Source organism: Streptomyces sp. NPDC001443 (assembly GCF_053597355.1).
Genome location: NZ_JBSFIA010000035.1, coordinates 66287 through 93280 on the forward strand (window position 1 = coordinate 66287; position 26994 = coordinate 93280).

A 26994-nucleotide genomic window follows, 5' to 3' on the forward strand; every position below is an offset into this window, starting at 1 on the left:
CCTTCCGTCCGCCCGATGGCCTTGACCTTGGAGCGTACTCCGCTGTTTACCGTGAGGCGTCGGTTGCCCAGCACCCCTCAGGAGCCCCCTCGTGATGCCCCGTCCCGCTCCCGCGCGCCCCGCCTATCTCCGCCTCGTCCGCGCGAGCGCCTGGTACGACCTCGTCGTCACCGCCGGCTTCGCGACACCGTGGACGTACGCCCTGGTCCACGACGTCCTCGACCGGGCGGGCGACACGTTCGGGTGGGGCACGCTGCCCGCGCTCGATCCGACGCAGACCATGTACGCGAACCTGATGGGTTCGCTCGTCGTCGTCTGGTCCGCCCTGCGGCTCCTGCGGCCGGTCGCGGTGCACGGTCTGTTCGACGGTTTCGCCCGGGTGCTGTTCGCGGCCTGGGAGGCGTACGCGCTGGCGCACGGTGCGACGCGGGCGCTGTGGCTGTTCCTCGGGGCCGAGGTGGCGTTCGGGGTCCTCCAGCTCGCGCCGTGGTGGAGCCGGCGTACCCGTCCGACGGCCGGGCTGGCCGACGGGCCCATGTCCGATGCCGCAGGCGGGTGACCGGGGCGCACGGTTCGATGCCGCAGGTCGGTGACCGGGACGCACGGTTCGATGCCGCAGGCCGGTGACCGGGGCGCACGGCTCAATGCCGCAGGCGGGTGACCGGGGCGCACGGTTCGATGCCGCAGGCGGGTGACCGGGGCGCACGGTTCGATGCCGCAGGCCGGTGACCGGGGCGCACGGCTCAATGCCGCAGGCCGGTGACCGGGGTGAACGGCCGGGCGCGGGCGATCAGCAGCGCGACGTCGTCGTGGTCCTGCGGGTTGCGGAGGCTGCCCAGCAGCCGGTTGCAGGTCTCCTCCAGCGTGCAGTCCGGAGCGTCGAGCAGCCCCAGCAGCGCTTCGAGCCGTTCGTCGAGGTGCTCGTGGCGGCTCTCGACCAGACCGTCGGTGTACAGGACCAGCTCGTCGTCCGGGGCGAAGCGGAGGACGGTCGACTCGAACGGGACACCGCCGACGCCGAGCGGGGTGCCCGTGGGCAGTTCCAGCAGCCGCGGTCCGGTGCCCTTGCACACCGCCACGGGCGGCATGTGGCCGGCGTTCGCGATGCGCAGCTCGGCGCGGTGCGGGTCGTAGACGGCGTAGACGCAGGTGGCGATGTACTGCTCGAGCCGTGAGGTGATCGTGTCCAGGTGCTGGAGGACCTGGGCGGGGTCCAGGTCGAGCTCGGTGAAGGCCGCGGTGGCGGTGCGCAGCCGGCCCATCGCGGCGGCCGCGTGGATGCCGCTGCCCATCACGTCCCCCACGACGAGCGCGGTCCGCTCGCCCGCCAGGGGCAGCACGTCGTACCAGTCGCCGCCGACCTCGTAGGCCGCGAGCGCGGGCAGATAGCGGGAGGCGACCCGCAGGCCGGGCAGGTGCGGCGGGTGGTCGGGGAGCAGGCTGCGCTGCAGGGTCTCGGCGGCGTTGCGCACGCTCTGGTGCGTGCGGGCGTTGTCGATGCAGACCGCGGCGCGGGAGGCGAGCTCGGTGGCGATGGCGAGGTCGTCCTCGTCGAAGGGCCGCGGATCGCGGGCGCGGGTCAGCGCCAGGAACCCGAGCGTGGTGCCGCGCGCGATGAGCGGCACGGCCATGTAGGAGTGCACCCCGGCCCGGGCCAGCAGCACCGCCGCGTCCTCGTCGCGGGCGATCCGGGCCAGGTCGCCGCCGTCCGCGTGCCGGATCAGCACGGGCCGCCCGCCGCGTACGCACGTCGTCACCGGACTCTCGGCGGCGTACCGGGTGATCGTGCCGGGCGGGTCGGCGGCCAGGAAGGCGTCGGTGGGGTAGGCGGCCTTCACCGCGAGGGCGCGGAAGAACGCCGGGCCGTCCCGGGAGGCGGGCCGGTACTCGTCGAGCATGGAGTCGAGCAGGTCGACGGCGGCCACGTCGGCGAACTCGGGCACCGTGACGTCCGCCAGCTCCCGGGCGGTCCGACCGACCTCCAGCGTGGTGCCGATCCGGGCGGAGCCGTCGGCGATCAGCGCCAGCCGGCGCCGAGTCTCACTGGCCTCCTGTGCCGACGCGTGGCGCTCGGTGACGTCCACGACGAGCTCCGCCACCCCGAGCACATGGCCGAGGGAGTCCTCCAGCCGGTACATCGAGATCGTCCAGGCGTGGTCGTGCCCGGGGTCGGCCGGAGTGCGCCCCACGACGGTGGACTCCTCGATCAGCGGGCTCCCGGTGCGCAGCACTTGCTTCAGCGCCGTCTCCGTCTCCTCGAACGCCGGGGACGACATGATCTCGCGGTAGTGGCGGCCGAGGTGGTCCGTCGCGGGAATGCCGTGCATGCGTTCCAGGGCGGGGTTCACGGACACGTACCGCAGATCGGGGTCGAAGATCGCCACTCCGACCGGTGACTGGGAGATCAGCCGGGTCGAGAGCGCCACGTCCCGTTCCAGCTCGCGCAGGGTGGGGGAGTCGGCGCCGAGTCCGAGGGCGTAGTACTCGCCCTCGTCGTTCAGCAGGCGCATGTTGCGCAGTTCCACCTGGCGCGTGCTGCCGTCCTTGCACCGGATGGGGAACGTCCCGGCCCAGCTCCGGCCGGTCTCCATGACGTCGATGAAGGCTTGGACCACCCAGTCCCAGTGCTCTTCGTGCACGAGCACGTGCGCGGCGTACCGCCCGAGGGCCTCCTGCGCCGAGTAGCCGTACAGCTCCTCGGCCTGAGGGCTCCACAGCACGATCCGGCCGTCCGCGTCCAGCACGACCGCCGCGACGTTCAGGAGGTCCATCAGCCCGCTCGGCCGACCGCCCACCGCGACACCGAGGGCGGGCGGGGGACGCTCGGGTCCGCTCATCGAGGGCACTCCTTCCGACCGCAGGACGGGCGCCGCCCCCTTCCGGCCGGGAACGCTTCCCGCCGGTGCGCGGGCGTCTCGGCTTCCATGGTCCCCCCGATGCCCGGGATCGCACACTTTCGCGCGGGTTCACCGTCCGGGGTTGGGGGCAGGTGATATGCACGCAGCGCCCCGCACGATCATGCCGACCCGCATACGGAGTGAGGGACGGTGCCGCACGCAGGCGCCGAACCGGGGAAGGGGCTCATGGCAGCGACAGGGAGTGGGCGGGGGCACCACCGGCAGGCATGGGCCGCCCGAGGCGCGCTGGCCGCCGCGGCGGCGGCCGCGCTGCTGCCCCTCGTCTACGGAGGGGTCGGCGGGCTGGTGCTGCTGGCGGTCGGGCTCGTCGGGCTGGCCGTCACCGCCGCCGCGCTCTGGTGGACGCTGTCCCGGCGCGGAGTGATCCGGGCGGCGGCGATGGTGCTGGCGGCCGCCACCCCCGTCGTCGTGGTCGCCCTGTTCGTCGCGGTGGGGCTGCTGTGGGTGATCGCGCTGTCCGCGCTCCTGTGGTGCGCGGCCGTGTGGAGCGGACGGTACGCCCTGCGCAGCACGGACCTGCGTCCCGTATGGATGAAGGAGCACCGCACACCGCCGCCGGAGCGGCCCTTCCTCATCCTCAACCCGCGTTCCGGCGGCGGCAAGGTCGAGAAGTTCTCCCTGCGGGAGAAGGCGGAGCGCCTCGGCGCGCAGGTCGTGCTGCTAGACCCCGGACAGCACCAGGACGTCACCGAGCTGGCCAGGGCGGCGGTGGCCGGGGGAGCGGACCTGCTGGGTGTCGCGGGCGGGGACGGTACGCAGGCCCTGGTCGCCGCCGTGGCCGCGGAGCACGGTCTGCCGTTCCTCGTCATCTCGGCCGGTACCCGCAACCACTTCGCCATGGACCTGGGCCTCGACCGCGACGACCCCTCCACCTGCCTGGACGCGCTCACCGACGGGGTGGAGCTGCACGTCGACCTCGCCTTCGCCGACGGCCGCCCGTTCGTCAACAACGCCTCCTTCGGGGTGTACGGGGCCGTGGTGCAGAATCCGGGCTACCGCGACGCCAAGGTCGGCACCGCGCTGGAGGTGCTTCCGGACCTGCTCACCCGGCAGCGCGGTCCGCGGCTGACCGTCCGTGCCGACGACACCACGCTCACCGAGCCGCAGGCCGTGCTGGTGAGCAACAACGCCTACCGCACCGGCGACCCCTTCGGCTTCGGCCGCCGTGAGCGGCTGAACTCGGGACGGCTCGGGGTCCTCGCCGTCCGCGTCGACAGCGCCGTGGAGGCGGCCGAGCTGGTGCTGGAGCCGAACCCGTCCGGACTGGCGGCGCTGACCGCGCACGAAGTGGTCGTGGAGGCGGACGAGGCGCAGCTGGAGGTCGGGCTGGACGGCGAGGCGCTGCTGATGCCCGCCCCCGTCCGCTGCCGTATTGCACGGCGCTCGCTGCGGGTGCGCGTCCCCCGGGTTCGGCCCGGGGTGCCGGAGGCGCCGCCGCGCCTCGACTGGCGCCGGCTGCGCAAGCTCGCGGCCGCGGTCGGCCGGACGGCCGTACCCGGACGGTCGGCCCGCACCCGCACGGCCGCGCCCGACGACGGGAGCGGCGGCCCGCGCTGAGTGCCGCGCGGGCCGCCGGCCGGTCGCTTTCACGGGTACGTCGCCGCGCCGAGGCGGCGGGTCGGTCGCCTGTGCACGCGCCCCCGGAACCTTCGGGGGCAGCGGCCCGGACGGCCGACTACGCGTCCGGGGCGGCCGCCTCCGGCCCCCCACGGGCTTTCGCGGAACCGGCTTTCGCGGAACCGGCTTTCGCGGAACCGGCATGCGCGGAACCCGCTCTCGCGGCACTGACCTGTGCGGCACCGGCCTGCGCGGCCGGGCCTTCCGGTGCCCAGCCTTCCGGTGCCCGGGCCTCCGGGGCGCAGGGCTGTGCGGCCCGGGCCTCCGGCGCACCGGCCGGTGCACCGCCCGACGGCGCGCCGGCCTCCCGGGTGCCGACCCGCTCTGTACGGGCCGCGGTGGCGCCGGGTTCCCCGGTACGGGCCTGCGGGGCCGTTCCACCGGCGCGCGCACGGCGTCCCTCGCGCAGCAGCAGCCCTCTGGCCGGGCGCTCCACGCCCTCGTACAGCACCCAGGCCAGACCCAGGGACACCGCGAACACGGCGGCGGTCAGGCCCAGGCCTTCCGGCACGCCGAAGCGCGGGCCGGTGCCGACGAGGCTGCGGACGGCGCGTACGACCAGCAGGTGCACCATGTAGAAGGCGAACGAGAGCTCGCCGAGCCGCACCAGCCGCCGGTGCCGCCACAGCGAGGGCAGTCCGCGCAGGTCGGCGACGGCGGCCGCCGGGATCAGCAGGGCGAACCCGAGCAGGGTGCAGGCGGTGGCGGAGTGACCGGGGGTGACCTGGGGCACCAGGAAGTAGCCGATGATCGTCAGGGCGAGCGAGGCCTCCAGACCCGGCCCGCGCCAGCGTCCGAGGAGCACCGTACGGGCCACGGCGGCGCCGAGGACGAACTCGGGCAGCCGGGCAGCGGGGAACGAGTAGAGCTGTCCGCCCAGCCAGGTGTGGGGGTCGCAGGCGCTCAGCGCCAGCACCGCCAGCGCCGACGCCCCGGCGACGGCCGCCGATCCGCGGGCGCCGAGGCGGCGCAGGACGAACGCCAGCGCCGGGAAGAGCGCGTAGAAGAAGGCCTCGCAGGCCAGCGACCAGCTCACCGGGTCGAGCGTCTGCCACCAGGGGCGCCACCAGGAGTGCACCAGCAGCAGGTTGGCCAGGCCCTGGCGGGGCGTGGGCATCGTGAACATGCCCAGGCCGTACGCCATGAGCAGCGCCAGCGCGGCCGTGACCAGGTGGACCGGGTACACGCGGGCGATGCGCCGCCGCCAGAAGGCGAACGCGCGGTCGGCGGGCCGGGCGGACCACATGAGGACGAAGCCGGACAGGACGAAGAAGAAGGACACCCCGCTGCCGCCGGGCCCGAACCCCCAGGTCATGATCCGTCCGCCGGTGCCGCCGAAGTAACCGGCGTTGCGGATGTGCAGTCCGAAGACGAGCAGCGCCGCCATCCACCGCAGACCGGTGAGGGACGGCAGGGCGGGTGCGCGGGCCGCCGAAGCGGCGTCGGCCGCGGCCGACGGGCCGGTGGGCGGCGACGCCCGCGCCGCCGCGTTCGTCCTGGTCTCCTGTGCGGGGGGATGTTCCGTGCCGAGCATGAAAGGCAACCTTGCCGCTTCCTCGCCGTTCATGACGCCCTCGTCCGAAACATCACACGGACGCCACCGTCCAGGGGACGGATCCCTGGCACCCGTGACCGGCCGCGGCACACCCGTACGAGCGCGCCAAGGCCGGTGTCACCGGATGTCCGGCCGAGGAGCGGCCATCCGGGTGGTCCCCGACTTACGCCGGTGGTGGCGGGTCCAGGGAATTACGGCCGCCGGGCGGCGATGTCGTTTCCGTCCGGCGGGTTCGAAGTGGCAACCTGACGAGGGACGGCCGAGACTGTAGGCCATGGATTGGTGATCAATGAGAGCGCACGGCCTCGTGGCTGCCGGATGGCTCGGTCCGTGCCGTTCCACAGAGCGCGGGGACAATGGGCCGGCGGCCGTCTGGGGCCATTGGTCAGGGAAATGTCCTCAGGAGTGCACATGGTAGATCAGTCGTCCGAGATTTTTATATCCGGATTGGACGGAGCCGCTGTGGCCGGGGGTGGCAATGGTGCCGGCCCGACGGTGGAGGACACCGAAAGGGAATTCGCGGAAGTGCTCGCCGGTGTCGTACGCGCGGACCACGTGCCGGCCGACAGTCACTTCTTCGACGACCTCGGGGCCAACTCCCTGGTCATGGCCCAGTTCTGCGCACGGGTCCGGAAGCGGTCGGATCTGCCGGCCGCCTCCATGAAGGACATCTACCGGTATCCCACGATCAGGGCCTTGGCGGCCGCCCTCGCGGACGCGGCCGCCCCGGCCCCCGTCGGCGTGCCGATTCCCGCGGCGGCGCCGGCCGTGACCGACCGCTCCCCGGAGGCGACCCCGGGGAGCACCGGGCGTTATGTGTTCTGCGGAGCCGTCCAGTTGTTCGTATTCCTGGGATATTCGTTCGTCTTCGGGCTCGTCACCGCCCGCGGCTACGAATGGGTCGCGGCCGGCTCGGGGCTGGTCGGCATCTATCTGCGGTCGCTGTTGTTCGGCGGGGTCGGTTTCCTGCTCCTGTGCCTGTTCCCGATCGCGGCCAAATGGATTCTCGTCGGCCGCTGGAAGCCCACCGAATTCCCGCTCTGGGGCCTGGCGTATCTCCGCCTGTGGCTCGTCAAGGTGCTGCTCCACGCCAACCCGATGGTGTTCTTCGTCGGCAATCCGCTGTACGTGCTCTACCTCCGGGCGCTCGGCGCGCGGATCGGCGCGGGGGTCACGATCCTCTCCCGTTCCGTGCCGGTCTGCACCGACCTGCTGACGATCGGCTCCGGCACGGTGATCCGCAAGGAGGCGTCCTTCCTCGGCTACCGCGCGCACGCCGGACGGATCAGGACCGGCCCGGTCACCCTCGGCCGGGACGTGTTCGTCGGCGAGAAGACCGTCCTCGACATCGACACCGCGATGGGCGACGGAGCCCAGCTCGGCCACGCGTCCTCCCTGTACCCGGGCCAGTCGGTCCCCGCGGGCGCGCACATGCACGGCTCTCCCGCGGAGCCCACCGGGATCGACTACGTGCGGGTCGCGCCGGCGAGGTGCGGCGCTCTGCGCCGGACCTGGTTCGGGCTGGTCACCCTGGCGCAGACGTTCCTGCTGTATGTGCCGCTGGCCGTCGGCGGTGTGTACATGCTGTTCGCGCAGATCCCCGCGCTCGGCAAGCGGATCCAGTCGGACACGCCGCTGAATTCGTCGGCGGAATTCTTCACCGACGCCGTACTCCTTTCCGCCGCGTTGTTCTTCGGGTTCGTCGTGCTGGGGCTGGCCGTGCTGTTCACCGTGCCGCGTCTGCTCGCGCTCGTGATCGAGCCCGACCAGGCGTATCCGCTGTACGGCTTCCGGTATGCGGCGCACCGGGCGACAGCGCGGATGACGAACATCAAGTTCTTCGCCTGGCTGTTCGGTGACAGTTCCTACATCGTGCATTATCTTCGGGTTCTCGGTTACGATCTCTCGCGCATCGAGCAGACCGGCTCGAACTTCGGTACGGAGGTGCAGCACGAAACCCCGTATCTGGTGCGCGTCGGCACCGGGACGATGGTGGCGGACGGACTTTCCATCGTGAACGCGGATTTCTCCAGCACGTCTTTCCGGGTTTCCCGGGCGTCGATCGGACCGCGCAACTTCATCGGCAACAACATCGTCTATCCGGCCGGGGGCAGGACGGGGGAGAACTGTCTGCTCGCGACAAAGGTGATGGTGCCCCTCGACGGCCGGATCCGGGAAGGCGTGGGGATCCTCGGATCGCCGCCCTTCGAGATTCCCCGCACGGTCGAGCGCGACGTCCAGTTCGACCATCTCAGGACCGAACAGGAACTCGGCCGCCATCTTGCCGCCAAGAACCGCTACAACACGCGCACACTGCTGCTTTTCCTGTTCCTTCGATGGCTCCACGTCTTTGTGCTCACGGCGTTCGGGCTCGCCACGGAGAGCCTGTACGGAACACTCGGGCATGTGGTGCTCGGTGCGTATGTCGCGATCACCCTCGCCATCACGACGCTCTATTTCGTGCTGTGCGAGCGTTGCATCGGATCCTTCCGCGGACTGCGCCCGCAATTGTGCTCCATCTACGATCCGGCTTTCTGGCGCCAGGAGCGGCTCTGGAAGGTCCCGGAGAACTATCTCAACGTCTTCAACGGAACCCCGTTCAAGAGCGTGGTCTGGCGACTGCTGGGCGTGCGTGTCGGCAGGCGGGTCTTCGACGACGGCTGCCACATCACCGAGCGGACGCTCACCGCGATCGGGGACGACTGCACGCTCAACGTGGGCAGCAAGATCCAGTGCCACTCGCAGGAGGACGGCACCTTCAAGTCCGACCGCACCACCCTCGGTGCCCGCTGCACCCTCGGCGTCGGCGCACACGTGCACTACGGGGTGACGATCGGGGACGGCGCGGTCCTGGCGCCGGACTCCTTCCTGATGAAGGGCGAGGAAGTCCCCCCGAACGCCCGCTGGGGAGGAAACCCCGCCGGGGAGATGCCCGAATCCCTCGACCGGTCCGACCGCCCCGCCGACGCGAGCCCGGCGGACCGGGCCGGGACACGGCACACCGACGACGACGCTGCCACCGCGAGCTGAGGAAGGCCACCCCATGGGAACGCACCTGGAGGCGGACCGCCAGTACTGGCGCCACACACTGGCCGCCGGCGGATGCACCGCGGTGCCACGGTGGGCCCCGGAACCGGCCGCCGGGGTCGCCGAGTACGTGGAGGCGGTGCCGGAGAGCGTGACGGACGCGGTGCGGGAACTGGCCCGTGCCTGGCGGGTACCGGTGACCTCCCTGCTGCTGACCGCGCACGCCAAGGTGCTGGCCGCCCTCTCCGCGGAGGAGGAGGTGGTGACCGGCTACGCCGCCGGGTCCGGCACCGGCCCGCTGCCGTGCCGGCTCAGCCTCGCCCCCGGTTCGTGGCGCGAACTGGTGGCGAGCGTCCACCGCGCCGAGGCGGAAATGCTGGAGCACCGGGACTTCCCCGTGGACGAGGTGCGCCGGGAGCTGGGGACGACGGAGCCGTCGTACGAGATCGTGTTCGACCCGACCGGGGCCGACGGCGGGCCGGCCGACGACGTGGTGCTCGCCGTGGGCTGGTGCGACCGGGACACGGGCCCGGTGCTGCGGGTGCGCTATCGCACCGAGGCGCTCGACGCCGGGTCCGCCGCCCGGATCGGCGGCTACCACGTCACCGCGCTGCGGCTGATGACCACCGACCCGGACGCCGGACACGCCCGGCAGAGCCTGCTCCCGGCCGACGAGGTGCGCCACCAGCTCCAGGCACTGGCCGGACCCAGCCGCGAACTGCCGGACGCGCGGGCGCACGAGCTGTTCGAACAGCGGGCGCGCGCCCATCCGCAGGCGGTCGCGGCGGTGCACGGCGAGGACTCCTGGACGTACGGGGAACTCAACGCGCGGGCGAACCGCCTCGCGCGGGCCCTGCGCACGCGCGGACTCGGCCGCGAGGCGGTCGTCGGCGTGGTCACCGAACGCCGGCTCGACTGGCTGGCCGCGGTGCTGGCCGTGTTCAAGGCCGGCTGCGTCTACCTGCCCATCGAGCCGCACTTCCCCGCGGGACGCGTCGAGGCGACCCTGTCGCGGTCGGGATGCCGGCTCGTGCTGACCGAGACCGGCAGCACCGGCACCCTCGACCGGGCCCTGGAGAACCTGCCCGCAGTGGAACGGCTGCTGATCGAGGCGGCGTACGCCGAGCAGCACGACGGCACCGACCTCGGGGTGCCGGTCACGCCCGACCAGCTCGCCTACATCTACTTCACCTCCGGCTCCACCGGCGAGCCGAAGGGGGCGATGTGCGAGCACGCGGGCATGCTCAACCACCTCTACGCCAAGATCGACGACCTGGGGATCGACCAGGACCGGGTGGTGGCGCAGACCGCCCCGCAGTGCTTCGACATCTCGCTGTGGCAACTGGTGTCGGCGCTGCTGGTCGGCGGCCGGACCCTGCTTGTCGAACAGGACGTCGTGGTGGACGTGGAGCGGTTCGTCGACACCCTCGTCCGCGGCCGGGTGGGGGTGGTGCAGATGGTGCCCTCCTACCTGGAGGTGGTGGTGACCTACCTGGAGCGGCATCCGCGCGAACTGCCCGACCTGACCTGTGTGTCGGTCACCGGCGAGGCCCTGAAGCGGGAACTGGTCCAGCGCTGGTTCGCGGTCCGGCCCGGGATCCGGCTCGTCAACGCCTACGGACTGACCGAGACCTCGGACGACACCAACCACGAGGTCATGGACCGGGTGCCGGACCGGGTGCTGCTCGGGCCCGCGGTCAACAACGTACGGGTGCACGTCGTCGACGAACACCTGGCGCTGGTGCCGCTGGGCGCCCCCGGGCTGATCGCGTTCTCCGGAGTGTGCGTGGGCCGCGGCTACGTCAACGACCCCGAACGCACCCGTGAGGCCTACCGGGACGACCCCTACCGGCCCGGCGGGCGGCTCTACCTGGGCGGCGACTGGGGCCGGTGGCAGCCCGGCGGCAAACTGGAGTTCCTCGGCCGCCGGGACAACCAGGTCAAGATCCGCGGCTTCCGCATCGAGATCGGCGAGATCGAGAACACCCTGCTGCGGGTGCCCGGGGTGCGCGACGCCGCGGTGGTGGTGTCGGAGCCGCCCGGCCGCGCCGCCCACCTGATCGCCTTCCACACCGGAGAGCGCCTGCGCACGGACGACCTGCGCGCGGCCCTGGGCGCCGTCCTGCCCGCCTACATGGTCCCCTCCGCGTTCCACTGGCAGCGGAGCCTGCCCCTGACCGGCAACGGGAAGACCGACCGCAAGGCACTGACCGCGCTCGCCGACCAGGCCGCGCGCGGCGAGGCCGCCGAGGAGCGGCGCAGCGCCCCGTACACCCCGACCGAACGCAAACTCGCGGGCGTGTGGGCCGAGTTGCTGGCCGTGCCCGAGCACCGCATCGGCCGGCACGACCACTTCTTCGAGTGCGGCGGCACCTCGCTGTCGGCCGTGCGGCTCACCCTGGCCCTGGACCGCGCGGTGTCCCTGAAGGAGATCACCCGCCATCCGGTGCTCGCCGACCTCGCCGCGCTCCTCGACGGCGCGACCCGGGAACGCCCCGGACTGCTCCAGCCCCTGGCGGAGCCGGCCGGCGCCCCGGACCGTGCCCTGGTGTGCTTCCCCTACGCGGGCGGCAACGCGGTCAACTTCCAGCCGCTGGCCGGCGCCCTGGCGGACCAGGGGCTGCCGGTCTACGCCGTCGAACTGCCCGGCCACGACCTGGCCGCCCGCAAGGAACCCTTCGTGTCCCTGGAGGAGGTCGCGGAGCAGGTCGCCGCCGAGATCACCGCACGCGGCCTCACCCGGGTCCTGCTCTGGGGCCACTCCTCCGGCGCCGCGACGGCCGTCGAGACCGCGCGGAGACTGGCGGAGCGCGGAGTGAGCGTCGAACGGGTCTTCCTCGGCGCCCAGTTGCTCGGCACCTCCGACGAAAGACGCGCAGCCGTCGCCGAGTTGACGGAGCTGAACAACGTCGAGATCGCCGCCCGGCTCAGCGCGGACGGCGGATACACCGAGCTCGACGAACTCGACGCGCGGCACGCCGAACACATCGGCGCCGCCTACCGGCACGACTGCGTGGCCGCGCACCGCTACCTCGCCGACGCCCTCGAACACCCCCCGGCGGTACGGCTGTCCGTGCCGGTCACCGTCGTCGTCGCCGACGACGACCCGATCACGGCGGGGTCCGCCGAACGCCACCGCGACTGGCAGCTCCTGGCCGAACACGTGGACGTGCACCGACTCGCCGACGGCGGCCACTACTTCCCGCGCACCCGTCCGGCCGCGGCGGCCCGGGCGGTGTGGGGGGACCTGCGATCACCGGCCTCCCGCTGAGCCGTCCGGCCGGCAACCGAAAGGAATCCAGATGTCGTCCTCCTCCCTGGCAGCACTGCCCGAAGCGGACCTGCGACCGGGCACGCCGCCGATCCTGCGGGTCGAGGCCCCCGCCGAGGCCACCCGGTGGGCGGCCGAGAACCGCGACACGCTCAGGGCCCGCGTCACCGAACACGGCGTACTGCTCGTGCGCGGCCTGGACCTGCGCGACGCCGAGCGGACCGCGGCCGTCTTCGCGGCGCTGGCCGGCGACCCGATGACGGAGCGCGAGGCCTTCGCCCCCCGCGAGGTCAAAGGCCCCGGCCTGTACTCCACCACCGCCTGGCCGGCCAACCAGCCGATGTGCATGCACCACGAGCTCAGCTACCGGCTGGAGATCCCGGGCCTGATGCTGTTCGCCTGCCTGCGCGCGCCCGACCAGGGCGGCGCGACCGCCGTGGCGGACGCCGAACAGGTACTGAAGGCGTTGCCGTCCGCGCTGCGGGAGCGGTTCGAACGCGAGGGCTGGATGCTCACCCGCAGTTACAACGACGAGATCGGCGCGTCCCTGGAGGAGTCCTTCGGCACCGACGACCGCGCGGCCGTCGAGCACTACTGCCACGCCCAGGACATCGACTTCGCCTGGCAGCCCGACGGATCCCTGCGTACCCGGCAGCTGCGCAGCGCCGTGGTCACCCATCCGGTCACCGGCCGGCGCTGCTGGTTCAACCAGATCGCCTTCCTCAACGAGTGGACGCTCGCCCCCGAGGTGCGCGAGTACCTGGTGGACGAGTACGGCGCGGACGGACTGCCGTTCAACACCCGCTTCGGCGACGGCTCCCCGATCGGCGAGGACGTCGTCCAGCTCCTCAACGCCACCTACGAGAACCACACCCGGCGCGAGCCCTGGCAGGCCGGGGACGTGCTGCTGGTCGACAACATCCGCACCGCGCACAGCAGAGAGGCCTACACCGGAGAGCGCGAGGTGCTGGTCGGCATGGCCGAGCCGCGGCGCCTGGCCGACGGCGCCCCGACCCCGGAGGCGAGTCTGCGATGACGGCCCTGCCCACTCCCGCCACCCGGACCGCTCCCGCCGCGTCCGCCCCGGCACCGACCTTCGCGGTGATCTCCGGCGCCCAGGTGCAGCGCGCGCTCGACGGGCGCGAACGGCAGATCGTGGAACTGGTCGAGGCGACCTACCGGCTGCACGGGGCCGGTGACTCGGTCAACCCGCCGTCGTACTTCCTGCGCTTCCCCGACCGTCCCACCGCCCGGATCATCGCGCTGCCGGCCTCGCTGGGCGGGCCGCTGCGCGTGGACGGCCTGAAGTGGATCTCCAGCTTCCCGGCCAACGTGGCCGAGGGACTGCCCAGGGCCTCCGCGGTGCTCGTCCTCAACGACCACGACACCGGCTATCCCTTCGCCGTCCTGGAGAGCTCCGTCATCAGCGCCACCAGAACCGCGGCGTCCGCGGCGCTGGCGGCCGACCGGCTCAGCCGCGGGCGGCCCCGCCCGGCCCGGGTCGGATTCGTCGGCACCGGCCTGATCGCCCGGTACATCCACACCTTCCTGGCCGCCACCGGCTGGGCGTTCGACACCGTCGGCGTCCACGACCTGTCCGCGGACAGCACCGCCGGATTCTGCGGCTACCTGCGCCAGGCCGGCACCCCGGGGCACACCGCGCAGATCACGGTGCACGACAGCGCCGAGAAGCTGATCCGCTCCAGCGATCTGGTGGTCTTCGCCACGGTGGCCGGCGCGCCCCATGTCACCGAGCCGGCCTGGTTCGCGCACAACCCGCTGGTCCTGCATGTCTCGCTGCGCGACCTCGCCCCCGAGATCCTGCTCGCCTCCGCCAACATCGTGGACGACGTCGAGCACTGCCTGAAGGCCGACACCTCACCCCACCTGGCCGAACAGCTCACCGGCAGCCGTGACTTCCTGGACGGCACGCTCGACGACGTGATGTCCGGCCGGGTGACCCCGCCGGCCGACCGTCCGGTGATCTTCTCGCCCTTCGGGCTCGGCGTCCTCGATCTGGCCGTCGGCAAGTACGTGTACGACGAGGTGGCCCGGACGGGGGAGCTCCACGTCATCGACGACTTCTTCCACGACCTGCGCCGGTACGGCTGAAGGCACTTCCCCGGCTCTGGCACCTGGAGGCCACCGTGCCCGTCATCTCCGCTCCCTACGCCTTCAACGAAAGTCGGCTCTTCGTCGACCTCCGGTCGATCGTCGGGCATCCGCTCTACTTGAAGTGCGAGGGCTTCAACTTCGCGGGCTCCATCAAGTTGAAGGCCGCGAACGAGATGGTGACGGCCGCCGAGCGGGACGGGATCCTCACCCGGGACTCGATCCTGGTCGAGTCCTCGTCCGGGAACCTCGGCGTGGCGCTGAGCATGATCGCCGCGAGCAAGGGCTACCGGTTCCTGTGCGTGACCGACTCCCGCTGCAACCTGTCGACCCGACTGCTGATGGAGGCGCTGGGCAGCGAGGTGCACGTGATCGCCGAGATGAACGCCGACACCGGTTTCCTCGGCGCCCGCCTCGACTACGTCCGTGAACTCTGCGCGTCCGACGACCGCTACGTGTGGCTCAGCCAGTACACCAATCCGGGCAACTGGCTGGCGCACTACCGGACGACGGCGCCGGAGATCGCCGACGAGTTCCCGCGCCTGGACGTGCTCTTCATCGGCGCGGGCACGACCGGGACCCTGATGGGCTGCGCCCGCTACTTCCGGGAGCACAGCCCCTCGGTCCGGATCGTCGCCGTGGACAGCGTGGGCTCGGTGGCCTTCGGCGGCGAGCCGGGGCGGCGGATGATCCCCGGCCTGGGCATGAGCATGCGACCGCCGCTGCTCGACGAGTCGTTCGTCGACGAGGTGATCAAGGTCGAGGAGGCGGACACCATCCGTACCTGCCACCGGCTGGCCAGGAGCGGCTTCCTGTTCGGCGGTTCCACCGGGACGGTCGTCAGCGGCGCGGCGGACTGGCTGAACCGGCACGACACCCGCGGCATCACCGCGGTGGCCATCGCCGCGGACCTCGGCGAGCGCTACCTCGACACCATCTACCAGACCAACTGGCTCCAGGACCTCTACGGAGACCAGGTACTGGACGCCGGACCACGGACGACGGTCACCTCCTCGGGCCCCCGCGGCCGTGCCGCCCCGCACGGCCGCGACCGGCGCGGCGGCGGTGCGGGGCGTGTCTGACGCCGGCGGCCGGCCGCGTGCACGGCGTCCCGTGACGCCGTCCGGCGGCCGCGTGCTCAGCGCCCGGCCGCGCGGGCCAGGACGTCGGTGACCTGCCGCCGCACCGCGTCCCGGGCGGCCGGACCGAGAGTGCCCACGGCGGTGCCGGACAGGGACTCCAGGACCCGGTCGGCGTCGGTGCCGGCCGCCGTGCTCTCACTGATCACGTCGTAGCCGTCGCGGACGGCGACCCGCAGCCGGCGTTCGCCCGCGCCCTCGGCGTGCACGGCCGCGGCGACGACGAGCGGCGGCGGTCCGCCCGCCTCACCGGACAGCTTGAGATACCCGCTGGCCACCGGTTCGCGCCAGCGCACGCTGAGCAGAGGGTGGCGCTTCGCCACCACCTCGGCCAGGTCGGTCTCGTAGATCCGGTCCGGATCCAGCACCGTCGCCCGGGCGTCGAGCACGAGCGCGGCGGGCAGCAGACACCGCAGGGTGCTGCCGACCAGGTTGCCGCCGACCGTGGCGGTGCGGCGCACGGCGCCGGTCCCCACCGAGGCCGCCGCCAGGCGCATCACGTCCGGTACGCGGTCGTCGATCCCGTTGAGCAGCACGGCAGCGCCCAGCAGTTCGCGCTCCACCACGAGGGCCTCGGGCACCTGGCGCAGCGACACGGCCTGTTCGGGGAAGCCGTCCTGCTGCCAGGTGGCCCACACCAGGCTCGCCCCGCCGATCGGCACGGCTCCCTCCGCTATGCATTCCTGGGCCTCGGACACGGACGTGGGCAGACGCAACAGCACGGCAGCCGACCTGCTTTCCTGGGACGTTGGGGTCGCGCGGGGCGTTGAGGACGTTGAGGATGTTCGGGGCGTCGGGGCGTCGGGGCGTCGGGGCGTCGGGGCGTCGAGGCCCCGGGCCTTGGGTCTCGCGGGATGTCGGGGGGCGACGAGGACGTCGGGGTCGGGGGCGGGACTCGGCCACGTGATCACTGACTCCGCGTATCCTGCCCCTGCGAACGGGGGCGCATACAGGGCTCACACATCTGTTCCGCGCGCCGGTCGCGTACGGACGGGCGGAAGACCGTCGCGACACGGCTTCCCCGTACCGTCCCCCGCCACGCGGGGGAGGCGAACCGCTCCCGTGGCGCGGGCTCGTACGACATGCCTCAGTTCAGGGCCTGTTCGGTCCAGATGGTCTTCCCGGTCGGGGTGTGCCGGGTGCCCCAGCGGTCGGTGAGCTGGGCGACGAGAAGGAGACCGCGGCCGCCCTCGTCGAAGATCCTCGCCCGGCGCAGATGCGGCGAGGTGGGGTTGCCGTCGGACACCTCGCAGATGAGCGAGTCGTCCTGGATGAGCCGGAGCTGGACGGGTGCCGAGCCGTAGCGGATCGCGTTGGTGACCAGCTCGCTGACGACGAGTTCGGTGACGAAGCCGACCTCGGTGAGGCCCCACGCGTCCAGTTGCGCGAGGGCGTGCTTGCGCGCCGCGGCGACACCGGCGAAGTCCGGCTCCAGGTCCCAGACGCGGACGTGGCTGGCGTCCAACGTCCTGGTACGGGCCAGGACCAGGGCGATGTCGTCGGCCGGACGCCGCGGCAGCAGCGCGGCGAGCGTCTCGTCGCAGGCGCCCTCCAGCGAGGTGTGCGGAGCGGCCAGGATCCGGCGCAGCCGGTCGGTGCCGACGTCCGGGTCCTGGCCGGCCGCCTCGATCAGCCCGTCGGAGAACAGGGCGACGAGCGTGCCCTCGGGCAGCTCCAGCTCGGTGGCCTCGAAGGGCAGCCCGCCCACGCCCAGCACCGGTCCGGCGTTGACCTCGACGATGTTCGTGGTGCCGTCCGGCAGCACCAGTACGGGCGGCGGATGGCCCGCGCTGGCCACCGACAGGGCCCGCGCGACCGGGTCGTAGACGGCGTAGAGACAGGTGGCGCCGACCTCGCTGCCCGGGGCGTGGCCGAATTCGTCGCTGCCCAGCCGCAGGACCAGGTCGTCGAGATGGGCCAGCAGTTCGTCCGGTGGCAGGTCGACGTCGGCGAGGGTCTGCACGGCCGTACGCAGTCGGCCCATCGTCGCGGAGGCGTGGATGCCGTGCCCGACCACGTCGCCGACCACGAGGGCGGTCCGGGAGCCCGAGAGCGGGATGACGTCGAACCAGTCCCCGCCGATACCGGCCCGTGAGTCGCTCGGCAGATAGCGGAAGGCCACGTCCACCGCCGACTGCCTGGGGGGCCGGTGCGGCAGCAGGTTCTCCTGGAGGGTGAGCGCGGTGATGCGCTCACGGGAGTAGCGCCGGGCGTTGTCGAGGCAGACGGCGGCGCGGCTGGCGAGTTCCCGCGCCAGGGCGTAGTCGTCCTCGCCGAAGGGTTCGGGCCGGGTGCGGAAGAGGACGGCGACGCCGAGCGTGGTGTCGCGGGCGATCAGCGGCACCGCCATCAGCGAGGTGATGGCGGTGCCGTTGATCCTCCTCGCCCGGGATGGCATGCTCGCCATCCACCGCTCGAAGTCGGCCTCGCCACTGCCGCTGTGCACCGTCCGTCCCAGGTGCAGGGCCCTGGCGGGCGGCGAGTAGGCGGGGTAGGTGTCGACGGCCCCGGGACCGATGACCGGCTCGACGCTGCCCTCGGCGGTCGAGAGGTGCGCGACCCGGTGCAGTACGACGGCCGCGTCCGGCGGGCCGGTGGCCGGCTCCTCGCCCCGGACGACCGGCGCCAGCAGGTCCACGCTCGCGAAGTCCGCGAACTGCGGCACCACCAGGGCGGCGAGTTCGCACGCGGTGCGATCGAGGTCCAGGGTCGTGCCGATCGAGACGGCCGCCTCGTCGAGCACCGCCAGCCGCTGCCGGGCCCGGTACTGCTCACTGCTGTCGAACGCGGCCATCGCCACCGCGCAGACCTCTCCGGCCGGGTCGCGCACGGGCCACAGTTCGAGGCTCCAGGCGTGCTCGTGCGCCTCGGAGGGGGCGCGGGTGTAGCCCTCGTAGTGCCGGGGCCGCCCGGTCGCGGCGACGTCCCGCAGCGCGGCCACGGTGCCCCGCCGGTCCACGTCCGCCGGGACGCCGTCCGGGAACACCCGGCCGCGCAGGACGTCCTCCTCGATGCCCATCAGGCGGACCGCCATGTCGTTGAGCCGCAGGTAACGCTGGTCGACGCCGAAGACCGAGAACGACATCGACGCCTGGCGAAACGCCCACTCGACCAGCGGGCGCCCGTCCTCGCCCCCGCCCTGAGGCTCCATGCATTCAGCTTGCCTCCCCGTCTGTGGCCCAACAACTCGGCCGTTCCCGCGCGAGCGCCCTTGGAGCTCCGCCGGGAGACAGGGCGGGTCACCGGGTCACGACAGGGAGTGCCGCCTCTTTCAGGGGCGAGCCCGGCGGGCCTTTCGGCCCCAGTCCTCCAGGACCGGGACGCAGGTCTGCGCGAAGCGGTCGTAGTCGTCGGGGGTGTTGTAGACATGCGCGGACAGCCGGAGGTAGCCGACTCCGTCGAAACTGGTGAAGGCGCACTCCACGCCCAGGTCGACGGTGGCGCGGTCGCGCAGCGCGTCGGCCGCGAGACGCGTGGTCCCCAGCCCCTCGGGGATGCGGACCAGCCGCATCCCCGGTACGGGCATGCCGACGTCGACGCCCTCCACCGCGTCCCCCGCCGCTCCGGCGAACGCGGCACCGACGACCCGGGCCCCGTAGTCGGCCAGTTCGTCCATGTAGCGGCGGGCGGTCTCCCAGCCCCAGGTGCGCTCGACGAACTCCAGCGCCGTCGGCGCCGCCAGGGGTCCGGTGGCGTCGAGTGTGCCCTGCTGGTCGAAACGGTGCGGGAACGGCTCGGCGGCGCTCCACGAGTCGATCAGCGGATGCAGGTGCTCGCGCAGCGGGCCGCGGGCCACGAGGGCGGCCGTGCCGCGGGGCGCGCAACCCCACTTGTGGAGGTTGCCGACCCAGGCGGCGCCGTGTTCCAGCCCCTTCAACGGGGCGGGGAGGAGCCCGGGGGCGTGTGCGCCGTCCACCAGCAGCGTGATGTCGTCGTGCCGGGCGAGCTCGGCCGCGATCCGCTCGACCGGCAGCCTGCGGGCGGTGGCCGAGGTGATCTGGTCCAGGACCACGAGGGCGCACCGGTCGTCCACTTCGGACATCACCGCCCGGTACGCCTGGTCCGCGTCGGCCGCCAGCGGCACGCGCGCCGTGCGCACCCTGCCGCCCCAGCGACGGGCGAGGCGCTCGGCCCCCATGGTGACGGCGCCGTAGCCGTGATCGGTGACGACGACGTCCTTGCCGGGGCGCGCGGACAGGGCCGCGTACACGACGCTGGCACCCGCGCTGGCGTTCGGGACGAGCGCCAGGTCGGCGGCGTCGACCCGGAGGTGCTCGGCGATCTCGGTGCGGGCGGCGGCGATCCGCTCGGTCACGTCCCGGAACCAGACGACGGGGGCGCTCTCCATCTCGGCCCGCAGTTCGTTCTGCCGTCGCTGGGCGACCAACGGGACGGCGCCGAAGGAGCCGTGGTTGAGGTGGAGCATGCCGGGGTCGAGCGACCAGGCCGCGGCTGCGGGCCGGCCGTCGTCCAGCGTCAGCGGGCGGGGCGCGGTGACGACCTGGGTCTCGCTCACGGAACTCCTCGTTGTTCGCGGCCTCGGTGGCCGTGGTGCGGTTGCCCGGACGGCGGCCGCCCGTCGCCGGGCACGGCCCGGCCGCCGGACCGCCCACACCATACCCAGGAGGTCCGTGGGCTGCGCCGTACGGTCTGCGGGCACGGCGCAGTCCACCACCCCGGCCGATCCGCCTCTGCCGAACCGGCCGATCCACCCCGGTCTCACCGTTCCTGCCCGCCGTCCCTGCCGCGTGGTCCCTGCCGTGCCGTCCCTGACGGCCGGGCGACGCTCGGGCGACGGGTCGGGTGCGGCCCGTGTACTACCGCCCGACCGTCCCCCGGTCCGCCGAGCGGGCCCGTGCCGAGGGGGCCGCCTCGTCCGAGGCCGCCTCCCCGACGTCGGACGCGGTCCCGTGGCCGTAACGGACGTGCCAGACGCCGTCGCGCAGGATCAGGGAGACGACGGCGGGCGGGCACGGCAGGTCGAGATGCCGGAAGGCCCTCGCGGGTACGGAGAAGGCATGCACGAGCGCGCCCCGGATGACGGACGGTTCGACGATGGCCAGGGCCCGGTCCGTGTCGGACGGCAGACGGTCCAGCCAGCGGGCGGTGCGCTCGCAGAGATCGCGGACCGACTCGCCGCCGTGCGGCGCGGCGTCGGGATCGGTGAGCCAGGCCGAGTAGCCGTAGGGGTCGTCGGCGACGACTTCGGCCACCGTCCGCCCGCACCACCGGCCGTAGTCGAAGTCCCGCAGGGCGGGTTCGGGCACGGTCTCCAGACCCAGGGCGTCGGCGGTCCGCGCGCAGCGCGCCGAAGGTCCCCGCACGGCCAGCGAGTAGGGCGGGAACCCCGGGTGCGGGGAGGTGGCCCGCGGCGGGCCGCCCGCGAGCGAGAGCGGGTCACCGAAGACCCTCGTGGTCTCCTCGGCGGTCGCGCTCAGAAACGTCAGACACGTCGTCATTCGTCTGACCTCCTCGGCTTCCGTGCCACGTCGCATGGTCGGACGCTGCACCGTCGGCTAGTGGATGAGCTGGGCGGGCGCGGTGGCGGTGTGCATGGCGTACTCCAGCGGACCGCGCCGGAAGCGACGGGTCCAGGCCAGGGCCACGAGCATGGCCACGGTGACGAACGCGGCGAGGACCGCGAACGAGTCCGCGTCGGACATGTCCTCGCTGATACCGAAGGCCTTGATGGCGACGATCTGGCCGACGTAGGCGGTCAGGGAGACGGAGCCGAGCGCGATCAACGGGGCAGCGAGCCGCCGTACGCGGGCGAAGCGGGCCGTGGCGAGCAGACAGGTCGCGACGACCAGCAGAGCGACGCCGGTGTTGCCCACGATGGATCCGGTCGTCTCGCTGTGCGGGGCGGCCACCAGCAGCCAGGCGGGCCTGCCGGGCAGGGGAGGCCCGTCACCGACGGCGTCGGACCACCAGGCGGAGGCGGCCGGACCGCCTCCCACGGCCGCGCTCACGGCGGCCCGGGCGCCCGGAACGAGGTGCAGGGCCAGCCACGACCCGCCGTACCCGACCACCGCCAGGGCGAAACCGCAGGCCGCGACCCTGGCCAGCGCGCGGGGCCGGGTGAGGTCGGTCTTGGCCAGGGCCATGCCCGCGACGATGAACGGGAACCAGGTCAGGACCGGGTAGTCACCCGTGACGAACAGACCGACGAACCCGTCCGTGCCGGTGATCCGGGCCAGGGGATCGTGGGCGATCACGGTGTCGGACCAGTCCCCGCCCTCGACGGCGGCCCGCAGCAGGTACAGCGCCAGGGGCAGGACGATCGCGCCCGCCGCGGCGACCGCGGCCAGGGTGCCTGCCCGCAGCCGGTGGAGGGGGAGAGCGAGGACGAACAGCAGCCCGTAGTAGGACAGGATCACGTTGACCGGGGTGTCCAGGGCGGTCAGCGCGTATCCGAGGGCCACCAGGACGGCCGCGCGGATGAGTACACGGCCCATCGCCTGCCGTCCGGCCCGCCCGGTCCGGGGCCGCGGCCGGCCCGTCAGCAGCACCAGGGTGAAGCCCGCCAGCACGGCGAAGAGCGTGGCGGAGCGGCCGCTGGCCACCTCCAGGAGCCAGCCGACCGGCCCGCCCACCGACGGGTCGGGCCCCAGGTGCACGGCGAACATGCCGACGATCGCCAGACCGCGGGCCAGGTCGAGTCCGATCAGCCGGCCCGTCGACGGCGGGCCGTCAGGGTTGGCGGGGCCGGCTGCAGGGGTGGCGTCCGCCCGGGGCACGGCGGACGCCACCGCCGACGGTGCGTCGTGCGTCATGCGTTCAAGGTTGCGGGCGCCCGTCGGGCGGCAGCCATCCGGCAGTTGTCCGGACCGCCCCCGCCGACTGGCTGGTCCCGGGGCGCCGCTCGGCCGGTCCGGACGGTCCCCGGATCTCGCGCCGGGGGTCCGGGGTCCGGGTGCCGGCACCGGGCGGAGTGCCCGCCGACGTGGTACGAATCGGACAGTGGTCCGTCCGTGAGGGAGCACGCGTGATCCGGGTACTGGTGGTCGACGACGAGGCTCTGATCCGCATGGGCTTCCAGCGCATCCTCGACACGGCCGACGACATCGAGGTCGTCGCGGCGGTGCCCGGCGCCCAGGCAGTGCGCACCGCGCGGGAGACCGCCCCCGACGTGGTGCTGCTGGACATCCGGATGCCGGACGTGGACGGCCTGACCGTCCTGGCCGAACTCCGCGGGCTCCCCGACCCCCCGGTCGTGGCCATGCTCACGACGTTCGACATGGACGAGTACGTGGCGACGGCGCTGCGCTCGGGCGCCTCGGGCTTCCTGCTCAAGGACACCGACCCCGAGGAGCTGCCGTTCATGGTGCGCTCCCTCGCCGAGGGCGGCACCGTACTGTCGGCCAAGGTCACCGGGACCGTGGTGGCGGGCTATCTGGACGCCGGTTCCCAGGACCGCTGCGCCGGCGGCCTCGACCGTCTCACCGACCGTGAGCGGGCGGTGCTGGTCCTGATCGCCGAAGGGCTGTCCAACGCCGAGATCGCCACCCGGCTCTACCTGAGCACGGGCACCGTGAAGGACCACGTGAGCGCCATCCTCACCAAACTGGAGGTGGGCGGACGGGTCCAGGCGGCCCTGCTCGCCCAGCGGGCCGGTCTGCTCCGGGAGGAGGGCGAACCCCTTTGAGGGTGCCGCGTCGACCGCCCCCGGTGCTGTTGGACGCCGTACCGGTCGGGGTCGCGCTGCTCGACGTATGGGCGCACTGGGACCCCGAGGCCTGGGTGCGCATGGCCTGTGCCCTCGGCGCCGCCTTCGCCCTGATCGTGCGGCGCCGTCTGCCGCTGCTGACCTTCCTGCTCACCCTCCCCGCCGTCCTGCTCTCCGACGCGGTCATCGCCTCGCTGATCGCGTTGTACACGCTCGCCTCGATCACCCGGCACCGTGCGCTCCTGGTCGTCTGCGCCCTGCTGTTCACGCTGGGGGACGTGAGCTCGTGGCCCTCCCCGGGCCTGGACCTGACCCGGGGCAGCACCTTCATCACCATCGGTTACACCGGGGCGACCGCGGCCGCGCCGGTCTTCCTCGGCCAGCTCGTCCAGACCCGGCGCGACCTGTCGCTGCGGCTCGCCGAGATCTCCGAGGCCCGGGACCACGAGCAGCTGCTGACCGCCCAGGCGGTCCTGGCCAGGGAACGCGCCCAGCTCGCCCGCGAGATGCACGACGTGGTCTCGCACCAGGTCAGCCTGATCGCGGTACGGGCCGGGGCGCTCCAGGTCGGCACCCGGGACGCGGAGGCCAAGGAGGCGGCCGGCACCATCCGGCGGCTCAGTGTCCAGACCCTCGACGAGCTGCGCCACATGGTCAGTGTCCTGCGCGCCTCCGGCGGGCGCCCCACCGAACTGACCCCGCAGCCGTCCCTGGCCGACCTGGAGCAACTGGTCGGCAGCAGCGGCATCGACGTGCGGCTGACGACGGACGTCCCCGAGGGGCTGCCGCCGACCGTCCAGCGCGCGGTGTACCGCACCGTTCAGGAAGCGCTCACCAACACCCGTAAACACGCTCCCGGCGCCACCGCGACGGTGTGTGTCCGCCACGAGGGCGACGCCGTCCGGGTCACCGTCACCAACACCGCGCCCACCCGGCCCGCGCTGCCGCTGCCCAGCGCGCACTACGGGCTGGTCGGTCTGCGGCAGCGGGCCGCCCTCCTCGGCGGCACGGTGACCGCCGGCCCCACGGCCGACGGCGGCTACGAACTGCGCCTGGAGCTCCCGGCGACCGGGACCGGTCCGTAGTACCGCGCGCCCGGAGGAAATCGGGTGCGCCCAGCGCGGCCCCGCAGTACGGTCGCGCGGTGACGGATGACGACGGCTACTTCGGGGAACGTGTCGCCGCGGACTACGACGCGTCCGCGGCGGAGATGTTCGATCCGGCCCTCGTGGACGCGACCGTGGACGTCCTGGCCGAGCTGGCCGATGGCGGCCGGGCGCTGGAGCTGGGCATCGGGACGGGGCGCATCGCGCTGCCGCTGGCCGGCCGTGGGGTGCCGGTCCACGGCATCGACCTGTCGCGGGCGATGATCGCGCGGCTGCGCGCGAAGCCGGGTGGGGACGCGATCGGCGTCACGGTCGGTGACTTCGCGACGGCGAGGGCGGAGGGCACGTACTCCGTCGTGTACCTGCTCTTCAATACGATCATGAACCTGACGACCCAGGAGGCGCAGGTGGAATGCTTCCGCAACGCGGCGGCCCACCTGGCACCCGGTGGCCGTTTCGTCGTCGAGGTGATGGTCCCCGAACTGCGCAGGCTTCCCGCCGGGCAGACCGTCGTGCCGTTCCACACGAGCGCGACCCGCTGGGCCTTCGACATCTACGACGTCGCCACGCAGGCGACGAGTTCGAACTACGTCGAGGTGGTCGACGGCCGCGGCGAGTACCGGTCGATCCCCTTCCGGTACGTCTGGCCGTCGGAGCTCGACCTGATGGCCCGGCTCGCCGGGCTGCGGCCGCGCGAACGCTGGGAGGGCTGGACGCGCGAACCGTTCACCAGCGACAGCGACCGGCATGTCTCCGTCTGGGAGAAGCCGGTCGCCTAGGGTCGGTCTGTCGCCGCCGGTGGTGCCCGCAGAGGCGGCCGGGCTCAGCCGGCGACGTCGGCCGGCGCGCCGCCGCCGGTGTCCATGCCGCCCCGCGGCTTGACGGCGGAGAGCGGCGGGGTGTCCGTACTGTCCTTCGGCCGCTCGGCGCTGTCCTTCGGCTTGTCGGCACTGCCCTTCGGTCGGTCAGCGCTGTCCTTCGGTTTCTCGGTGGCGAAGGGCGGGCTGTCCGGCCGGCAGGTGGCACCGGCCGGCGGGAGGATCCCGTCGACGAGATAGCGGCTCTCGTAGTCCTTGGCGCAGGTGCTGGGGTTGAGCAGGACGGTGTGCCCGTACCCCCGCACGGTCAGCAGCCGGGCGTCGGCGAGCTGCGTGGCCATCGCCTGCGCGCCCCGGTACGGCGTGGCCGGGTCGTAGGTGTTGTTCACCAGCAGCAGGGGACGGGCCGTGGGCCTGTTCCAGGGGCCGGTGTAGCTGTCGGCGGCCCGGGCGGGCCACTGGGCGCAGGCCTCCGAGGCCCAGGCCCAGTACTGGCCGGCCGCTCCCGCCCGGCGGGCGCCCAGTTCCGCCAGGGCCTGGTAGGCGGCCGGATCGCGCGGATTGGGGCTGTCGGAGCAGAGCACCGCGGCGGCCTGCTCCACCCCCAGGTAGGGCAACTTCGCCGGCTGCGGGAACAGCGGAGGCGACGGCTTCGGCGCGCGGCCCTGCCACAGGTCCTCCAGCCGGCCGGCGGCCCGGGACCACGCGGGATGGACCACGTAGAGGTTGGTGAGGAGGTCGTCGACGGTCGCGCCGTACGTCCACGGACCCACCGGGCGCTCGGCGAGCCGCGTCGACAGCTTTGCGAACTTGTCGTGGGTCGCCGCCGGGCTGCCGGCCGAGAAGGCGCAGTCCGCGGGCGTGGCGGAACCGCACAGGGAGAGGAACCGGTCCAGGGTGGCGGCCGCGCCGATGTCGGCGCCCAGGCGCTGGAAGGTGGTGAGTTCCGGCTCCGTGCCGGTCCCCTCGCCGAACCAGGACCGAGGGTCGAGGTTGCCGTCGAGGACCATGGCGCGGACCCGGTCGGGGAAGAGGTTGGCGTAGGTGGCGCCGAGGAACGACCCGTAGGACGTGCCGAGGTAGCTGAGCCGGTCCTCGCCCACCGACCGGCGGAGCAGGTCGAGGTCCCGGGCGGTGTCGGTGGTCGACACATGGCGCAGGAGCTCCGGGTCGCGCTTCATGCAGCGCTGCCCCAGATCCCGGTACGCGGCCGTCCAGGCCGCCCGCTCCCGCGCGCCGACGGGGAAACCGGCCGGAACGCGGGCCTGCCAGGCCGCGGAGGCCAGGTCATCGTCGAAGCAGCGCACCGCCGTGCTCTCGCCGACGCCCCGGGGGTCCCAGCTGACGATGTCGAACCTCTCCCGCACCTCCTTCGGGAAGAACTCGTACCACTGCGGCATCTGTAGCGTGCCGGGGCCTCCGGGGCCGCCGGGATTCATGAACAGAGTGCCGATACGTCGTCCGGGACCGGTCGCCTTCCGTCTGACGACGGCCAGCCGGATCGAACGCCCGGCGGGTTCGCGGTAGTCGAGCGGCACCTTCGCGGTCGCGCAGTCGAACGGGCTGCCGGAGGTGCAGGGACGCCAGTCGAGCCGCGGGGCGGGCACCGGGGGCAGCGGCGGCGCCGCCGCGGCGAGGTCAGGCCGGGTCACCGCCGTCAGGCAGACGACCGCCGCGGCGAGGGGCGCGGTGCGCCGTCGGCGGACCGCCGTGGACCGGGGTATTCGCATGATCCGTCCTTCCGCCGGCCAGGCCTCGACATGGG

18 protein-coding genes are annotated in these 26994 nt (G+C 73.1%); 10 read left to right on the top strand and 8 right to left on the bottom strand.

What is annotated here, in order from left to right; genetic code table 11:
- Window positions 1–94 precede the first annotated feature (94 nt).
- Window positions 95–559: a hypothetical protein gene (locus tag ACWC24_RS30425; protein WP_450666096.1), complete on the top strand. Its 465-nt coding sequence runs from the start codon at window positions 95–97 to the stop codon at window positions 557–559.
- 184 nt (window positions 560–743) lie between these two features.
- Here ACWC24_RS30425 and ACWC24_RS30430 read toward each other — a convergent pair whose 3' ends face one another.
- Window positions 744–2837: a SpoIIE family protein phosphatase gene (locus ACWC24_RS30430; protein WP_450666097.1), complete on the bottom strand. Its 2094-nt coding sequence runs from the start codon at window positions 2835–2837 to the stop codon at window positions 744–746.
- Window positions 2838–3083: 246 nt separating this feature from the next.
- On the opposite strand from ACWC24_RS30430, the gene ACWC24_RS30435 reads away from it, so the two are divergent.
- Window positions 3084–4475: a diacylglycerol/lipid kinase family protein gene (locus ACWC24_RS30435; RefSeq protein WP_450666098.1), complete on the top strand. Its 1392-nt coding sequence runs from the start codon at window positions 3084–3086 to the stop codon at window positions 4473–4475.
- A gap of 118 nt (window positions 4476–4593) precedes the next feature.
- Here the strand turns inward: ACWC24_RS30435 and ACWC24_RS30440 are convergent, their stop codons facing one another.
- Entirely contained in the window at window positions 4594–6069 is a 1476-nt protein-coding gene (locus ACWC24_RS30440; protein WP_450666099.1) for an acyltransferase family protein, read from the bottom strand.
- 432 nt (window positions 6070–6501) lie between these two features.
- On the opposite strand from ACWC24_RS30440, the gene ACWC24_RS30445 reads away from it, so the two are divergent.
- From ACWC24_RS30445 to sbnA, 5 genes are read left to right on the top strand one after another with little or no spacing between them, the layout of a single operon-like run.
- A complete protein-coding gene (locus tag ACWC24_RS30445; protein ID WP_450666100.1) occupies window positions 6502–9120 on the top strand; it encodes a Pls/PosA family non-ribosomal peptide synthetase in 2619 nt (872 codons plus the stop codon).
- 13 nt (window positions 9121–9133) lie between these two features.
- The gene (locus ACWC24_RS30450) at window positions 9134–12388 is read left to right on the top strand and encodes a non-ribosomal peptide synthetase (protein ID WP_450666101.1); all 3255 of its coding nucleotides are present in this window, start codon (window positions 9134–9136) and stop codon (window positions 12386–12388) included.
- Window positions 12389–12419: 31 nt separating this feature from the next.
- On the top strand, window positions 12420–13424 hold the full coding sequence (locus ACWC24_RS30455; protein ID WP_450666102.1) for a TauD/TfdA family dioxygenase: 1005 nt from the start codon (window positions 12420–12422) through the stop codon (window positions 13422–13424).
- Window positions 13421–14500: a 2,3-diaminopropionate biosynthesis protein SbnB gene (gene sbnB / locus ACWC24_RS30460; protein ID WP_450666103.1), complete on the top strand. Its 1080-nt coding sequence runs from the start codon at window positions 13421–13423 to the stop codon at window positions 14498–14500. Before ACWC24_RS30455 ends, sbnB begins: the two co-directional genes overlap by 4 nt.
- 35 nt (window positions 14501–14535) lie before the next feature.
- Window positions 14536–15582 (top strand): 2,3-diaminopropionate biosynthesis protein SbnA, encoded by a 1047-nt coding sequence (gene sbnA / locus ACWC24_RS30465; RefSeq protein ID WP_450666104.1) that lies wholly within the window; start codon window positions 14536–14538, stop codon window positions 15580–15582.
- Window positions 15583–15638: 56 nt separating this feature from the next.
- Here sbnA and ACWC24_RS30470 read toward each other — a convergent pair whose 3' ends face one another.
- The 5 genes from ACWC24_RS30470 to ACWC24_RS30490 all read right to left on the bottom strand — a co-directional run bounded on the left by ACWC24_RS30470 (window position 15639) and on the right by ACWC24_RS30490 (window position 22412).
- Window positions 15639–16361: an FAD binding domain-containing protein gene (locus ACWC24_RS30470; RefSeq protein WP_450666105.1), complete on the bottom strand. Its 723-nt coding sequence runs from the start codon at window positions 16359–16361 to the stop codon at window positions 15639–15641.
- A gap of 365 nt (window positions 16362–16726) precedes the next feature.
- On the bottom strand, window positions 16727–18790 hold the full coding sequence (locus ACWC24_RS30475; protein ID WP_450666106.1) for a SpoIIE family protein phosphatase: 2064 nt from the start codon (window positions 18788–18790) through the stop codon (window positions 16727–16729).
- A 120-nt stretch (window positions 18791–18910) separates the two neighbouring features.
- A complete protein-coding gene (locus tag ACWC24_RS30480; RefSeq protein ID WP_450666107.1) occupies window positions 18911–20155 on the bottom strand; it encodes an aminotransferase class V-fold PLP-dependent enzyme in 1245 nt (414 codons plus the stop codon).
- Between the two features lie 301 nt (window positions 20156–20456).
- Window positions 20457–21098, bottom strand: coding sequence for a histidine phosphatase family protein (locus ACWC24_RS30485; RefSeq protein WP_450666108.1), 642 nt, complete (start codon window positions 21096–21098; stop codon window positions 20457–20459).
- Window positions 21099–21155: 57 nt separating this feature from the next.
- A complete protein-coding gene (locus ACWC24_RS30490) occupies window positions 21156–22412 on the bottom strand; it encodes a DUF418 domain-containing protein (RefSeq protein WP_450666109.1) in 1257 nt (418 codons plus the stop codon).
- A 212-nt stretch (window positions 22413–22624) separates the two neighbouring features.
- Here ACWC24_RS30490 and ACWC24_RS30495 point away from each other — a divergent pair, with 212 nt between their 5' ends.
- From ACWC24_RS30495 to ACWC24_RS30505, 3 genes are read left to right on the top strand one after another with little or no spacing between them, the layout of a single operon-like run.
- Complete coding sequence (locus ACWC24_RS30495) at window positions 22625–23284, top strand: response regulator (RefSeq protein WP_450666110.1); 660 nt, start codon at window positions 22625–22627, stop codon at window positions 23282–23284.
- A 2-nt stretch (window positions 23285–23286) separates the two neighbouring features.
- Complete coding sequence (locus ACWC24_RS30500) at window positions 23287–24390, top strand: sensor histidine kinase (protein ID WP_450666131.1); 1104 nt, start codon at window positions 23287–23289, stop codon at window positions 24388–24390.
- 59 nt (window positions 24391–24449) lie between these two features.
- Window positions 24450–25190, top strand: a complete 741-nt coding sequence (locus ACWC24_RS30505) for a class I SAM-dependent DNA methyltransferase (RefSeq protein WP_450666111.1) — start codon at window positions 24450–24452, stop codon at window positions 25188–25190.
- Between the two features lie 44 nt (window positions 25191–25234).
- Here ACWC24_RS30505 and ACWC24_RS30510 read toward each other — a convergent pair whose 3' ends face one another.
- The gene (locus ACWC24_RS30510; RefSeq protein ID WP_450666112.1) at window positions 25235–26959 is read right to left on the bottom strand and encodes an alpha/beta hydrolase; all 1725 of its coding nucleotides are present in this window, start codon (window positions 26957–26959) and stop codon (window positions 25235–25237) included.
- Between the last annotated feature and the right edge of the window lie 35 nt (window positions 26960–26994).